This window comes from Streptomyces canus, assembly GCF_030816965.1.
In the GTDB taxonomy this organism is placed as follows: domain Bacteria; phylum Actinomycetota; class Actinomycetes; order Streptomycetales; family Streptomycetaceae; genus Streptomyces; species Streptomyces canus_E.
Genome location: NZ_JAUSYQ010000002.1, coordinates 9601014 through 9614554 on the forward strand (window position 1 = coordinate 9601014; position 13541 = coordinate 9614554).

The 13541-nt window shown below is 71.7% G+C and carries 12 protein-coding genes, 2 pseudogenes and 1 riboswitch; of the genes and pseudogenes, 5 read left to right on the forward strand and 9 right to left on the reverse strand.

Annotated elements, in window-relative coordinates:
- Positions 1-17: 17 nt before the first annotated feature.
- On the reverse strand, positions 18-1262 hold the full coding sequence (locus QF027_RS44845) for a YncE family protein (protein WP_307081251.1): 1245 nt from the start codon (positions 1260-1262) through the stop codon (positions 18-20).
- A gap of 183 nt (positions 1263-1445) precedes the next feature.
- On the opposite strand from QF027_RS44845, the gene QF027_RS44850 reads away from it, so the two are divergent.
- Positions 1446-2108 (forward strand): TetR/AcrR family transcriptional regulator, encoded by a 663-nt coding sequence (locus QF027_RS44850; RefSeq protein WP_306973119.1) that lies wholly within the window; start codon positions 1446-1448, stop codon positions 2106-2108.
- A gap of 51 nt (positions 2109-2159) precedes the next feature.
- Here QF027_RS44850 and QF027_RS44855 read toward each other — a convergent pair whose 3' ends face one another.
- Complete coding sequence (locus tag QF027_RS44855) at positions 2160-3389, reverse strand: glycosyltransferase (RefSeq protein ID WP_307081253.1); 1230 nt, start codon at positions 3387-3389, stop codon at positions 2160-2162.
- A 202-nt stretch (positions 3390-3591) separates the two neighbouring features.
- Here QF027_RS44855 and QF027_RS44860 point away from each other — a divergent pair, with 202 nt between their 5' ends.
- Positions 3592-5559, forward strand: coding sequence for a ricin-type beta-trefoil lectin domain protein (locus tag QF027_RS44860; RefSeq protein WP_307081255.1), 1968 nt, complete (start codon positions 3592-3594; stop codon positions 5557-5559).
- Position 5560: 1 nt separating this feature from the next.
- On the opposite strand, the gene QF027_RS44865 is transcribed toward QF027_RS44860, so the two are convergent.
- Both QF027_RS44865 and QF027_RS44870 read right to left on the reverse strand, forming a co-directional pair.
- Positions 5561-6412, reverse strand: coding sequence for a bifunctional 5,10-methylenetetrahydrofolate dehydrogenase/5,10-methenyltetrahydrofolate cyclohydrolase (locus QF027_RS44865; RefSeq protein WP_307081257.1), 852 nt, complete (start codon positions 6410-6412; stop codon positions 5561-5563).
- A 22-nt stretch (positions 6413-6434) separates the two neighbouring features.
- Positions 6435-6517, reverse strand: a riboswitch (ZMP/ZTP riboswitch).
- Positions 6518-6543: 26 nt separating this feature from the next.
- Complete coding sequence (locus QF027_RS44870; protein WP_307081259.1) at positions 6544-7383, reverse strand: hypothetical protein; 840 nt, start codon at positions 7381-7383, stop codon at positions 6544-6546.
- 61 nt (positions 7384-7444) lie between these two features.
- Here QF027_RS44870 and QF027_RS44875 point away from each other — a divergent pair, with 61 nt between their 5' ends.
- Positions 7445-7972: a MarR family winged helix-turn-helix transcriptional regulator gene (locus tag QF027_RS44875; RefSeq protein WP_307081261.1), complete on the forward strand. Its 528-nt coding sequence runs from the start codon at positions 7445-7447 to the stop codon at positions 7970-7972.
- 23 nt (positions 7973-7995) lie between these two features.
- Here the strand turns inward: QF027_RS44875 and QF027_RS44880 are convergent, their stop codons facing one another.
- A complete protein-coding gene (locus tag QF027_RS44880; RefSeq protein ID WP_306973112.1) occupies positions 7996-8361 on the reverse strand; it encodes a nuclear transport factor 2 family protein in 366 nt (121 codons plus the stop codon).
- 167 nt (positions 8362-8528) lie between these two features.
- Here QF027_RS44880 and QF027_RS44885 point away from each other — a divergent pair.
- Positions 8529-8816, forward strand: a pseudogene (locus QF027_RS44885) (hypothetical protein); the annotation flags it as partial.
- 163 nt (positions 8817-8979) lie between these two features.
- On the opposite strand, the pseudogene QF027_RS44890 reads toward QF027_RS44885, so the two are convergent.
- Both QF027_RS44890 and QF027_RS44895 read right to left on the reverse strand, forming a co-directional pair.
- Positions 8980-9546 (reverse strand): annotated as a pseudogene (locus QF027_RS44890) (ABC transporter transmembrane domain-containing protein); the annotation flags it as partial.
- 70 nt (positions 9547-9616) lie between these two features.
- Positions 9617-10180 (reverse strand): rhodanese-like domain-containing protein, encoded by a 564-nt coding sequence (locus QF027_RS44895; RefSeq protein ID WP_307081263.1) that lies wholly within the window; start codon positions 10178-10180, stop codon positions 9617-9619.
- An 89-nt stretch (positions 10181-10269) separates the two neighbouring features.
- On the opposite strand from QF027_RS44895, the gene QF027_RS44900 reads away from it, so the two are divergent.
- The gene (locus QF027_RS44900) at positions 10270-10557 is read left to right on the forward strand and encodes a metal-sensitive transcriptional regulator (protein WP_028807630.1); all 288 of its coding nucleotides are present in this window, start codon (positions 10270-10272) and stop codon (positions 10555-10557) included.
- A 3-nt stretch (positions 10558-10560) separates the two neighbouring features.
- On the opposite strand, the gene QF027_RS44905 is transcribed toward QF027_RS44900, so the two are convergent.
- Positions 10561-11310, reverse strand: a complete 750-nt coding sequence (locus QF027_RS44905) for a sulfite exporter TauE/SafE family protein (protein ID WP_307081265.1) — start codon at positions 11308-11310, stop codon at positions 10561-10563.
- The gene (locus tag QF027_RS44915) at positions 11307-13376 is read right to left on the reverse strand and encodes an MBL fold metallo-hydrolase (RefSeq protein WP_373432477.1); all 2070 of its coding nucleotides are present in this window, start codon (positions 13374-13376) and stop codon (positions 11307-11309) included. Before QF027_RS44915 ends, QF027_RS44905 begins: the two co-directional genes overlap by 4 nt.
- Positions 13377-13541: the final 165 nt, after the last annotated feature.

A 13541-nucleotide genomic window follows, 5' to 3' on the forward strand; every position in this document is an offset into this window, starting at 1 on the left:
GGGCAGGTGCGTGAGCCCTACGAAGACGGGCTCGTCCAGCCGGCGGCCACATGCCCGAGGCGCACCCGCTGAGGATGGTCGCCCACCGGCACCGACACCGTCTTCTGCCCGGTCGCGAAGTCGATCGCGGTGACCTGGTCGGCACCGCTCTCCGAGACGACACAGCTCTTGCCGTCACCGCTGACGGTGGCCCAGTAGGGCTTCGAGGCGGGGACGAGCGGGCCCTCCTGGAGGGTGGTGCGGTTCACGACGGTCGCGTAGTCGTCCATGGTGCCCGCCACGCACAGCTTGCTGCCGTCCGGGCTCATCGAGATCCCGTGGTGGCGCGAGTCGTTGACCATGGTGGTGCGGTCGTCGCTGGTCGCGGGGTTCTTCGGCAGGGTCTTCGTCCGGGTGATCTTGTCGGTGGCGACGTCGTACTCGAAGAAGCCGTTGAAGAACGACACCTGGAAGTACAGCTTGGACTCGTCCGGCGAGAACACGGCGGGCCGGACGGCGTCCGAGTAGTCCGTGAGGCCGATCGCGTCCAGCTTGTCCCGCATGTCGATGGTCTTGACCTGCTTGTAGGTGGTCGCGTCCACCACCGTGATGTGCCGGTCACCCTTCGTCCAGTCCAGCCAGGGCGCGTCGGAGTCGGTGTTCACGTCACCGATCGCCATGTTCCAGAGGTACTTGCCGTCCTTGGTGAAGATGTTCTCGTGCGGCTTGTCACCGGTGGCGAAGGAGCCGAGTTGCTTGCCCGTGTCGATGTTCAGCACGTGCACGGTGTTCGCCGTGGAGGCCGACACCGCGACGCGGGTGCCGTCGGGGGAGACCGCCATGTGGTCCGCGCGGTAACCCGACACCGGGAAGCGCCAGTTGATGCTCCCGGTGGCCAGGTCGATCGACACCACGTCCGCGAAGCTCGGCCGCGAGACGACCACCGACTTGCCGTCCGGCGTGGAGTACATGTCGTCGGCGAACTGGTCGTGGCCTTCCCCGACGCTGTTGCGGATCGCCATGAAGTAGATCCACTTGATCGGATCGGCGTTGATCGCCGCCATCCGGGCGTCCTTGTCGGGGATGACGTTGATCCGGCCGATCTTCGCCAGGTCACCGGAGGACTTGATGACGTCGGCCGTGCCGTCCCAGTTGTTGGCCACGAACAGCACCTCGCGCAGGGCGGCGGCGTCCGCGGCCGAGGCGGTGGTCGCGGGGGCGGTGACGGTCAGGACGACGGCGGCGGCCATGGCCCACAGGTGTCTGGTTCTCAGAACAGGCATGACGGGTCTCCCTCGGGCGGCTCGTGACGGGGGCATGCCAAGGCGGCAAAACTGAAGATGCGTGCTTTCAGATTGAACTTACTGCAAAGTAAGGAAGGGGGGCCCTTCTCCACAAGACTGCGTACACGACAAAATTGGTGCTCATACGGGAGGCCGGACGCTCCGGCCCGAGTGGGAGGTTCGGTGACGGGCAGGCTCAGGGCCCCGACCGGTCGCTACGGCGGCAAGACGGCCGAGGAGCGGCAGGCCGAGCGGCGCCGCCGTTTCCTGGACGCGGCACTCCAGCTCTTCGGGGACGCCCCCGGCTACCGCGCCACGACCGTCGCGGCCCTCAGCGAGGCCGCGGGCCTTTCCACCCGCCAGTTCTACGAGGAGTTCCGCACCCTCGAGGACGTCCTGGCCGAGCTGCACCTCGAGGTCAACGACTGGGCGACGGGTGCCGTGCTGGCCGCGGTGGCCGACGCGGACCGTCTGCCGCTCGCGGAGCGCGCGGCCGCGATCTTCCGCGCCTACGCGGCGAACGTCACCTCCGATCCGCGGCGAGTGCGGATCACGTTCGTGGAGATCATCGGCGTCAGCGCCCGGCTGGAGGAGCAGCGGCTGGCCCGTCGGGCGCTCTGGGTCGACCTGGTGTGCGCCGAGGCGAACCGGGCCGTGGTCAGGGGGGAGGCGGCGCTGCGGGACTATCGGCTCGCGGCGACCGGGTTCATCGGCAGTGTGAACGGCCTGCTGCACGACTGGAGCGCGGGGTGGGTGGACGCGACCCTGGACGAGGTCGTGGAGGAGCTGGTGCGGCAGCTGCTGGGGATTCTGCAACCGCCTGGGTGGGAGTCCGCTCGAGGGTGAGAACGCAGCCGCATGTCACCACGACCCCGCGCCTGCGCAGGCGCGGGGTCGTCAGCTCGCCAGTCGGTTCACCGCCGCCACGACGGGGGCAGCGCCGTCCTCCGCTCGGATGTGTGCGCCCACCGTCCGTGCCCGCTCCTGACATCCGGTGTCCCGCGTCGCCCGGATGAGCGCCGCCCCCAGCGTGTCGGCGGTCAGACGCCGCAGCGGCAGGGCACGCGGGGCCACACCCAGCGCCACCAGCCTGGCCGCCCAGAAGCTCTCGTCGAACTGGATCGGCACCGGGACCGCCGGTACCCCGGCGCGCAGGCCGGCCGCCGTCGTGCCCGCACCCGCGTGGTGGACCACCGCCGCCATCCGCGGGAAGAGCGCGGAGTGCGGCACCTCGTCGATGGTCAGCATGTCGTCGCCGGTCGCCGTCAGGCCTGCCCAGCCGCGCTGGATCACACCGCGCAGCCCGGCCCGGCGCAGGGCGCGCACGATCTCGGTGCTGACCCGGGCGGGGTCCGGCACGGTCGCACTGCCCAGGCCCACGAAGACCGGGGGCGGGCCGGCCTCGACGAAGTCCCCTAGGACGTCGGGGAGCGGTGCTTCGCCGTCGTACGGCCACCAGTAGCCCGCCACGTCGAGCCCGGACCGCCAGTCGCGAGGCCGGGCGACCACGCGCGGGCTGAATCCGTGCAGCACCGGCCAGCGCTGCCGTTCGCGGGCGCGCAGTGCCGCGGCCGTGCTCGTCGCAGGCAGGCCCAGCCGGGCCCGGACCGGTGGGAGGGCCGCGGCGAAGACCTGTTCCACCGCCAGGTTCAGGCCCACCCCGGCGATCCGGTTGCCGAGGGCGCCCCACGAGCCGATGCCCAGCATGGGCGGTGCGAACTCCCTGGTGGCCGCGAGGGGTTGGAGGTTGAGACCCAGGCTGGGCAGTCTCAGACCCTCGGCGATGGCGTGGCCCAGCGGGGCCACCGATCCGGAGAGCAGGAGCGCGTCGCTCACCCGGGCGGCGGCGACCAGGTCGTCGGCCATCTCCACGGCCAGCGCCCGCGCCATCGCGACCACCCGCGCCAGCTTGCCCACACCGGTCGTGCTGCGGTGCAGGGCCCGCCCGCGCGAGGACTCCAGCTCCGCCCGGGGATCGACCGGCAGCGCGTGGAAGCCGATCCCGGCCCGCGCCGCCAGCGGCTCGAAGCGGCCGTGGGTCACCAGGGTGACCTCGTGCCCGGCCCGTGCCAGGGCGTGCCCCAGACCGGTGAACGGGGCCACATCGCCCCGGGAACCCGCTGTCATGATCGCTACCCGCACGACGGACAGTATGGCGCCGGTGCGCGTCGTCCCGCGCGAACGACCCGTGCACACCGGCCAGTTCACCCCTGTCACAGCCGTTGACTTCGGCCTCTCGGGACTCTAGCTTCGGCGCGCATGGTGTTCGAATCGCCGATCCTCGTTCGATATTTCGACCTGTTTCGGTGCCCCCGCCAGAAGGAGCCGCATGTACCCCCCGCCGCGCACGACCCGCAGAGGTCTCGCAGGACGCTTCAGAGCCGCCGGCATCCGTGCTCTCGTCCTCGCCCTGACCGCCACCGCCGCGCTGCTCTTCGCCCAGCCGACCCCCGCGCAGGCCGCGACCACCCGCCAGACGGCGGTCCCCTCGGCGCCGATGGGCTGGGCGTCCTGGAACAGCTTCGCCGCGAAGATCGACTACACCGTGATCAAGACGCAGGTCGACGCGTTCGTCGCGTCCGGTCTCCCGGCGGCGGGATACAAGTACATCAACATCGACGAGGGCTGGTGGCAGGGCACTCGCGACAGTGCCGGGAACATCACCGTCGACGAGTCCGAGTGGCCCGGTGGCATGAAGGCCATCGCCGACTACATCCACAGCAAGGGCCTCAAGGCCGGCATCTACACCGACGCGGGCAAGGACGGCTGCGGCTACTACTACCCGACGGGCCGCCCCGCCGCCCCCGGCTCCGGCAGCGAGGGCCACTACGACCAGGACATGCTCCAGTTCTCCCAGTGGGGCTTCGACTTCGTGAAGGTCGACTGGTGCGGCGGTGACGCGGAGGGACTCGACGCGAAGACGACGTACCAGTCGATCAGCGACGCGATCACCAGGGCCACCGCCACCACCGGCCGTCCGATGACCCTGTCGCTGTGCAACTGGGGCAGGCAGAACCCGTGGAACTGGGCCCCGGGGCAGGGCGCGATGTGGCGGACCAACGACGACATCATCCTCTACGGCAACAAGCCGTCGATGACCAACCTGCTGACCAACTACGACCGGAACCTGCACCCCACGGCCCAGCACACCGGCTACTACAACGACCCGGACATGCTGATGGTCGGCATGGACGGCTTCACCGCCGCACAGAACCGCACCCACATGAACCTGTGGGCCGTCTCCGGAGCCCCGCTGCTGGCCGGCAACAACCTGGCCACCATGACCACCGAGACCGCGAACATCCTCAAGAACCCCGAGGTCATCGGTGTCGACCAGGACCCACGCGGGCTCCAGGGCGTGAAGGTCGCCGAGGACACCACAGGGCTTCAGGTCTACGGCAAGGTCCTGTCCGGCACCGGCAACCGTGCCGTCGTCCTCCTCAACCGCACCTCCGCCGCGCAGAACATCACCGTCCGCTGGTCCGACCTCGGCCTGACCAACGCGAACGCGACCGTCCGTGACCTGTGGGCGCGCGCCAACGTCGGCTCGTACGGCACGGGTTACACCACGAGCGTCCCGGCGGGCGGTTCGGTGATGCTCACGGTCACCGGCGGCACGGAGGCGGCGAGCAGCACGTACACAGGCACCTCGAGCTTCACCGGCGTGGTCGCCGGCAGCACGGGGATCAAGACCGTCGACGTCGCCTACACCAACAACACCTCGGCGGCCCGCACCGCGACCCTCAAGGTCAACGGCCAGGGCACGACCACGGTCTCCTTCCCGCCCACCGGCTCCTCCCAGGGCAGCGTCTCGGTCCAGGTCGGCCTGTCCAAGGGCTCCGCGAACACGCTGGCCTTCACCGGCGCCCCGACTCTGGCCGACATCACGGTCCGCCCGCTGCCCGGCACCAACAGCACCCTCGCCGTCGGCACCCAGTCCGGCCGCTGCCTGGACATCTACGACAACACCATCGGCAACGGCACCCAGGCCGAGCTGTGGGACTGCAACGGCGGCCAGAACCAGCAGTGGACGTACACCTCCCGCAAGGAACTCGTGGTGTACGGCAACAAGTGCCTGGACGCCTACAACCTCGGCACGACCAACGGCACCAAGGTCGTGATCTGGGACTGCAACGGCCAGAACAACCAGAAGTGGAACGTCAACGGCGACGGCACGATCACCAACGTCAACGCCGGTCTCTGCCTGGACGCCTACGGTGCGGGGACGGCCAACGGCACCGAGATGGTCCTGTGGTCGTGCGGCGGCCAGGCCAACCAGAAGTGGACGCTGAACTGACCTAGCCCTGCCGGGCGGCGGCCACCGCCGCGTCGACGGTCTGCTCCAGCAGCGTGGCGATGGTCATCGGACCGACCCCGCCCGGCACCGGCGTGATCAGCGAGGCCCGCTCCACCGCGGAGTCGAAGTCGACGTCACCGACGTTCCCGGCGTTGTACCCGGCGTCGACGACGACCGCGCCGGGCTTGATGTCCTGGCCCCGGATCAACCGGGGCCGGCCCACCGCGGCGACCACGATGTCCGCCTCCCGTACGGCCGCCGACAGGTCCGCCGTACGGGAGTGGCAGTAGGTCACCGTGGCGTCCCGGGCGAGCAGCAGCATGCCGGCCGGCTTGCCGAGGATCGCGCTGCGGCCCACCACCACGGCCCGCTTGCCGGCCGGGTCGACGTCGTACTCGTCGAGCAGCCGCATGATCCCGCCGGGTGTGCACGACACGAAGCCCGGCAGTCCGAAGCTCATCGTCGCGAAGGACGCGAAGGTGACGCCGTCGACGTCCTTCTCCGGAGCGATCGCCTCGAACGCCGCCCGCTCGTCGATGTGCGGGCCCGTCGGGTGCTGGAGCAGGATGCCGTGCACGGTGGGGTCGGCCGACAACTCCCGCAGTGTGCCGACGAGTTCCTCGGTGGTCGTGGCCGCGGGCAGCTCCACGTGCCGCGACTCGATACCCGCCTTGCGGCAGCGGTTGCGCTTCATACGGACGTAGGTGACGGAGGCGGGATCCTCGCCGACCAGCACCGTCGCGAGACAGGGCGCCCGTCCGGTGCGCCCGGTGAGGTCGGCCGCCCGCTTGGCGGTCTCCTCGAGGATGCGCCCGGCGAGTGCGGTGCCGTCGATGAGCCGTGCCTGAGACATGATCCACTCCTGAGCCGATCGAAGAAATCGCCCAGGCGCACGGCATCGAGTGTGCGGACCGCTCCCCGGTGGTGCTCCACCTCAGCGCCAGTCACGGTCCGTACCTCAGACTAGCCGACGCGGTCCGGCGGTCATGCCCCGCTCTCCTGCGGCGGAGCCGTCGGATAGGCCCCCGCGAGGAAGCCGGCCGCCTGGGTGTGGACGTGATCGGCGCCGATCGCTTCGGCCCAGCGGGCGATCTCCCGTGCCAGCGCGGTCGCCCCGGCCTCGTCGCCCGTGTCGCGGGCCAGGACCGCGAGGAGCATCTGCTGGGTGAGCACACCGGGGACCATCCCGGCCCGGGCGCCCAGGGCGGTGGCCCGCCGCCAGCGCTCCAGGGCGCCCTCGTGATCGCCGGCGTCGTGGTCGTGGTCGCCGAGATGCCGCAGCGCCTCCCGGACCAGCAGATCGTCGCCGCCCGACTCACCGGCGCCCAGGGCGGCCTCGTAGTGGGCGGGGGCGGCCGTACGCTCGGCGAAGAGGTTGTCGGCGATCAGCCCCAGGTACATCGAGGCCCAGCCGCGCCGCACCTCGTCGGGGGCGTCCTCGCGCAGGTCGTGCGCGTCGCGCCGGAGGCCGGCGAGTGCCTCGGGGTCCTTGCCGTCGGGACCGGGCCGGAAGGTGCCCTCGCTGCGCAGCAGCCGGAAGTAGTCGTGCCGTAGCCGGACGAAGGCCGGATCCCAGTCAGTGCCCGACGACTCCTTCTCCGCCTGCTCGGCACGGCCGGCCGTGAGGTCCGTACCGCCGAACCAGTCGCTCTGAAGGGCGACCTCGGCCGCCGCGAGAGCGAGCCGGGCGCGGTCCCCGGCAGTGGCACAGGTCGTCGCGTCCAGGAGGCGCAGTGCCCGCTCCCACCGTCCCGCCAGTGCCAACTCGCGTGCAGAGGCGAGGAGTTCGTCGAGTTCGACGGTTGTGCCCGTGGTGTTGGTCATGACAGGGCAAGGTAGTCAGACGAAAAACCATCCACAAGAAAACCATTGCAGGGGGCGGGTAATGCGGGACTCGGTCGACCAACACGTCGAGGTGTGGGCGAAGGAACTCGACTGGATGGACCCCGTCAAGGAGGCGATCTTCGCGCGGCTGGCCATCCTGGCGCGGTACGCGTCCCAGGCCCGCCGAGACACGCTCGACTCCGACGGACTGCGGAACTGGCAGTACAAGGTGCTGCTGACCCTGCGCCGGCTCGGCCCGCCGTACACCGGGAACCCCTCGCTCCTCGCCGACCACCTCGGACTGACCCGGGGAGCCCTGTCGGCCCGGCTGACGCCGCTGGAGGACGCCGGACTGATCGTCCGGACGCACGAGGACGACGACCGGCGACGGGTGCGGGTCCGGCTCACCGAGGCCGGTCACGCCGCGTTCGAACAGCAGGTCGCCTCGGAGGAGGCGGGTGAGCTCGCGCTGCTCTCGGCGCTCACCCCGGCGGAGCGGCGCACCCTCGCGGACCTGCTGCGGAAGCTGGTCGTGGCCGCCGAGTCCTCCCCGGACGAGCCGAGAAGGCCCAGGTCAGCAGAGATGTGACAGGGCCCTCCCGGCTCTGGTTGCTACTCGTCCCATGCCTCGATGATGATCTGCTCGGAGATCTTGCCGTTGCGCAGGGTGACCATCGACTCCGACAGGACGCGCATGCCGTCCGAATACTGGCAGGACTCGCTGTAGGCCGCGCGATCGCCCTGGACCACGCACCCTTCCAACTTGTGGGTCATGTCGCGGCTGTAGACGTCGGTCAGCATCTCGCCGATCTCGTCACGGCCGTGCAGGACCTTGGGGTTGCTGGGGGTGGCGTTCCGGTTGACGAGGCGTATTTCCGCGTCGTCCGCGTACAGCGACAGAAGCGTCTCCGGGGTGTGTCCTTCGATGCCCTGGCGCAGGATGTCGGTGTCGAAACCGGGTCGTGCCGCGGTGCCCATGATGACCTCCTTCGAAGGCCCCGGCCGACAAGGAGCGGGCCGTAAGGCCTCTTTCTTCGAGACTCCTCCGCCCCGGCGGCCACGGCAACCGCAGGCCGGGCACTCCGCATGACGGGTGAGCGGCGCTGGGCGGCCGGGTCGGGGGCCCCGCCCGCGTTGCCGCAGACATGATCTCAACTCGACGTGTTGTCGCCGCCGTCGGTCTCGCCGTCGGCGTCACCGGCCCCGCCGCCCCCCTCGCGAACGCGGCCGACGCGGGCGCCCCGGACGCCGCGCAGCTCAGCCCGATCGCCGTGATCGACTCGCTCGCGGTGAGTGACATCCCCGCGGAGCACAAGGACGAGATCCCGCGCGTCTTCGAGCAACTGGCGGCGCTCAACCAGGTCAAGAAGCTGAACGAGCTGCACCAGGCCACCGACCTCGTCACCCCCGTCACGGGGCTGCTGCCGGGTGTCGGGGGCCGAGTCTCCCGCACGGACACCGAGGGCCGCCCGGACGACCGGGCGGCCCTCGACGCATGCACCTGCCGCGGCGCCGCGGACGACTCTCAACCAGCGGTCGCCAGGAACTGCGCAGCGGCCAGCTCCGCGGGATGTCGCCCTGGGCGGAGCCGACAACGGATCTCCGGCGACGGCGGGGCACGATCACACCGAGGGCCGTGCTCGCGGCCAGGATCACCGCCAGCGTGACGCCCAGCAGCAGCACCGGATCGACGAGGCCCGTCATCACGACGGTCGCGACCAGAGTGAGCCCGCCGGTGCCCAGGCCCACGAGCGAGTCGGTGGTGACCTCGCGCAGCAGGGTGGTGTCCGAGGTGATCCGGGCCATCAGGTTGCCGGGTTCGGTGGTCCACGGCCGCGATGCGCAGTTGCAGCAGATAAGACGACAGCGCGCGCCGCGCGCCGAGCACCACGGACTCCGCAGTGCGCCGCAGCACGTACGAACCCAGTCCGCCCACCGCGTTGGCGATCACCAGCCCCGACATGACGAACAACGCGCCGGTGATCGTGCGGTCGGGGGACAGGTCGTCGATCAACTCCCGGGCCACCGGTGGCAGCAGCAGACCGGTGGCCCCCGTCAGCAGCGAGACAACGGCACCCGCCGGCAGGGTCCATCGGTGCGGCCGTACGTATCCGAGGAGCAGCGCCAGGTCGGAGGGCCGGACTCCGTCTCGGTGATGCTCACGGTGCTCCTTCGGGCCCGACGGCGTGCGGAGACTTCAGGCTGCGTCCGGACTTCCTGCGCTGACGGGGGATCAGCGGTGTGGGAGCGTGGCCAGGGTCGCGTCGAGGTCGGTGGCCCCTGTCCGGTTGTGCGGCAGTTTCCCCAACAGGGCGGCCATGCCGCAGGTGTTGGTGAGCGCCGAGAAGACCAGGCCGCCCGCGATTCCCGCGCAGAGCAACTGCCAGGCGGGGTGCAGGAGTCCGAGGCCCAGCCCGGTCAGGACGACGGTGCCCGCGGTGAAGCGGACCTGGCGTTCCATGGCCCAGACGGCACGGGTGCCCGCGGCCGGCCGGTCGAGCCGCTGCCCGGCCGCGGCCCAGCCCTGTGTGCCGCCGGCCAGGGTGACGGCCCGTATGCCGTGCTCGGAGAGGACCTCGCAGGCGCTCAGCGCACGCGCGCCGGAGGCGCAGACGACGAGCAGTTCGCCGCGTACCTCCCGGAGCGCGGGCAGGGCCCGCATGATCTGGTCCAGGGGGATGTTGAGCGCGCCGGGCAGATGTCCGGAGGCGTACTCGCCCGGGGTACGGACGTCGAGGACGGTGAGTTCGTCCAGTCGGGCGCCCGCCTGCGAGGCGTCGAGAGCGGTAGGGGTCATGTCGTGCGTGATCCTTCCTGAGAGGGTGGTGAGACGAGGGGGCGACCCGAGGAGGTAAAATACCCCCAAGGGTATGCAGAGGAGTGATGGTGGAGCTTCAGTTCGAGGGCGATGAGCTCAAGTCCGTGCTGAACCGACTGCGCCGGGCGCAGGGTCAGATCTCCGGAGTGATCAAGATGATCGAGGAGGGCCGGGACTGCGAGGACGTGGTCACCCAGCTCGCCGCGGCCTCCCGCGCCCTCGACCGGGCCGGCTTCGCGATCATCGCGACCGGGTTGCAGCAGTGCCTGACCGACCCCGAGGGGAACCGCGTCGACGGCGAGACGACGGAGCAGATGAAGGCCCGGCTGGAGAAGCTGTTCCTGTCACTGGCCTGACGTTCACCGGACGGCGTCCGCCAGCATGAACGCGGCCACGGCCAGCAGTGCCACGGCGAACGTCCGCTGCAGTGCGCCTGCCGACACCTTGGCGGCCAGGCGCCTGCCGTCCCAGGCGCCGAGCACCGCGGTCGCCGCGAACGGGGCGACCGCGCCCCAGTCGACGTCCACGCTCGTGCCGCCGCGGGCCGCCAGCGCGGCCAGGGAGTTGACGGTGATGACCAGCAGGCTGGTCCCGACGGCGGCTCTCATGCGCAGTCCGACGACATTCACCAGGGCCGGTACGGCGAGAAACCCGCCGCCCACGCCCAGGACACCGGTCACCGCGCCGAGCCCCGCCCCGGCCCGGGCGACGCGACTAGTGCGCACCGGCACACCGTCCGGCCGTACGGATGCCGACGGCCGGAGCATACGGACGGCGGCGAGGGCGGCGACCACGGCGAACGCGCCCGTGAGCACGCCTGGCGGCAGCCGTCCCGACACGGCCCCGCCGATCGCCGCAGGCACGAGTCCCGCCGTCGCGAACAGGGCGCCCTCACGCCAGCGCACCGCGCCCCCGCGGGCGTGGGTGACCAGCGCGGTCACGGAGGTGAGGGTGACGACGACGAGTCCGGCGGTGGTGGCCGCGGCCGGACTGAAGCCGAGCAGATAGATCAACGCGGGCACGGCGAGCATGCTGCCACCACCGCCGAGCGCGCCGAGCGCCAGACCGGTGAGGCCACCGGCGAGCAGGGCCAGGACGAGGACGCTCACGGGAGGCGGGCGGCGGCGTCGACCGCGGCTTGGGCGGCCGGGATGCCGTGTGCCACGGCGCGCGGCGCGAGGGAGGGGCCGCCGGGAGCCGAGGAGCCGTGCGCTGAGGAGTGTGCGTGAGACATGCCCGGCGAGCCGTCCGCCCCGGCAGGCCTGTCGGAGCAGCCGTCAGCGGCGGGCGAGCCGTCCGTCACGGTGAGTGTGCCGTGGTCGCCGTCGGCGGCGGGCGAACCGTCCGTCACCGTGAGTGTGCCGTGGTCGCCGTCGGCGGCGGGCGAGCCGTCCGTCACGGTGAGTGTGCCGTGGTCGCCCTCGGCGGCGGGCGAGCCGTCCGCCCCGGTCAGCGCGTCGGAGCCGCCGTTGGCGCCGGGCGAACTCCCCGCCGCGCACCGGCCGCCCGACGATCCCCCCACCACCCCGAGCCCCGCCTCCACCCAGGCCCCCATCCCGCCCAGGACGTCCACCACGTCCAATCCCCGCGCCGCGAGCAGCTCCGCCGCCTCCCGGGACCGCTTGCCCGAGCGGCAGATCGTGACCACCGGGCGGTCCTCCGCGGCCCTGGGCAGTCGGCCACCACACGCCAGCTCGGACAGCGGAGCGTGGACAGCCCCGGGCGCGTGACCCGCCGCCCACTCCGCGTGCTCACGCACGTCGAGGAGTACGGACTCCGCCTCCGCCCCGGTCAGCTCGTGAGCCTCCTCGGCCGTGATCCTCGCCATCGGGATCCCGGCCGCGGCCGCGGAGGCGAACCCGTCGTCGACGGCCACCACGTCACGCCCCGCCGCGTCGAGGATCGAGGCCCCCACGGCCGCCCGCATCCCGCCCGCGCAGTGCACCCACACCGTGCCGTCCGGTATCTCCGGCAGCCGGTCGCGCAGCCGATGCAACGGAATGTGCAGCGAGCCCCGGATGTGGCCGCCCGACCGCTCCGAGTCCCGCCGCACGTCCAGCACGACTACTGCGTCGGAACCCTGGGCGGCCAGCTCGGCGAACGTGCCGCGCGGGAACGAGCGCGGCGACTCCCCGCCCGGTACCCACTCGGCCGGCGAACCGGTCGCCGCAGCGGCGGGCCGGTCGATGCCGACGCGGACCAGTTCCCGCTGGGCGTGGGCGAGTTGGGCGGGCGAGGCAGCCAGTAGCGTCACCGGCCTGCCCCACGGGACCAGCCAGGCCAGATACGTGGCGAGCTGCCCCTCCGCCTCGAAGTTGAACGCCCCCGCGACATGCCCCTCGGCGAACGCGCGCCGGTCCCGCAGATCCACCACCCACTCACCGGCCGCCAGCCGCGCCGCGATCTCCTCGGCGTCCGCCGGGCGGGGCGGGGTCAGATCCACGGGGCCGGGCCCCCGCGTGTTCACCGGCCCCATGTGCGCGTAGTACGAGGGCACGTCGTCCAGCCCCGCGAGCAGCTCGGCGACGAACGTGTCGACGTCCTTGACCAGAGCCTCGTTGGAGCCGCGCTCCTGCCCGATGGTCGTCGTTGCCCCGCCGGCCGCCTGCGCGGCGGAACAGAAGCTGCCGAACCCGTGCGTGGGCAGCACCGCCGTCGCGTCCGGCAGCTCCGCCGCCAGCCGATGAGCCGAGTCGTACTGGGCCCGGGCCAGCCGCCCGGTCAGCGCCGGCTCCACGAGGTCGGGCCGCCCCACCGTGCCGATCAGCAGCGAGCCGCCGGTGAAGACGGCCACCGCCCGCCCGGCCGCTTCCAGGACGTACGACATGTGGTGCGGGGTGTGCCCGGGCGTGGCCAGCGCCCGCAGCGCCAGCCCGTCCTCGATCTTCGCCACGTCCCCGTCGGCGACCGGCGTCCGATCGAACGCGACCCGCGCCCCGGCCGGCACCAGATAGGCGGCCCCCGTGATCCGGGCCAGCTCCAGACCGCCGGTCACGTAGTCGTTGTGGACGTGCGTCTCGACGACCTGGGTGATCCGCACCCCGCGCCCGGCGGCCGCCCCGAGCACCCGGTCCACGTCCCGCGGCGGATCCACCACCACGGCGCTGCCGGCGCCGCCCGCCAGGTAGCCGCGGTTGCCCAGGCCGGGCACCTCGATGGTGTCGACGAAGTACACGACAGCGCTCCTCTCCTCGCGACAACCCCGGGGTCAATTACCCCCGGGGGTATATGTGCCACCGTAGCAGAGGTACCCCCGGGGGTATTTACGCCTCGGGAGTCGGTGCCGTTACTGATCAGTCGCGCGTAGGGTCGGAGGGACGTACACCGGGCGACAGAAGGG

Coding starts and splice junctions, on each gene's coding strand:
- QF027_RS44860 (WP_307081255.1), top strand. CDS start 3,592: ATGTACCCCCCGCCGCGCACGACCCGCAGAGGTCTCGCAGGACGCTTC.
- QF027_RS44855 (WP_307081253.1), bottom strand. CDS start 3,389: ATGACAGCGGGTTCCCGGGGCGATGTGGCCCCGTTCACCGGTCTGGGG.
- QF027_RS44845 (WP_307081251.1), bottom strand. CDS start 1,262: ATGCCTGTTCTGAGAACCAGACACCTGTGGGCCATGGCCGCCGCCGTC.
- QF027_RS44870 (WP_307081259.1), bottom strand. CDS start 7,383: ATGACCAACACCACGGGCACAACCGTCGAACTCGACGAACTCCTCGCC.
- QF027_RS44865 (WP_307081257.1), bottom strand. CDS start 6,412: ATGTCTCAGGCACGGCTCATCGACGGCACCGCACTCGCCGGGCGCATC.
- QF027_RS44895 (WP_307081263.1), bottom strand. CDS start 10,180: ATGACCCCTACCGCTCTCGACGCCTCGCAGGCGGGCGCCCGACTGGAC.
- QF027_RS44880 (WP_306973112.1), bottom strand. CDS start 8,361: ATGGGCACCGCGGCACGACCCGGTTTCGACACCGACATCCTGCGCCAG.
- QF027_RS44875 (WP_307081261.1), top strand. CDS start 7,445: ATGCGGGACTCGGTCGACCAACACGTCGAGGTGTGGGCGAAGGAACTC.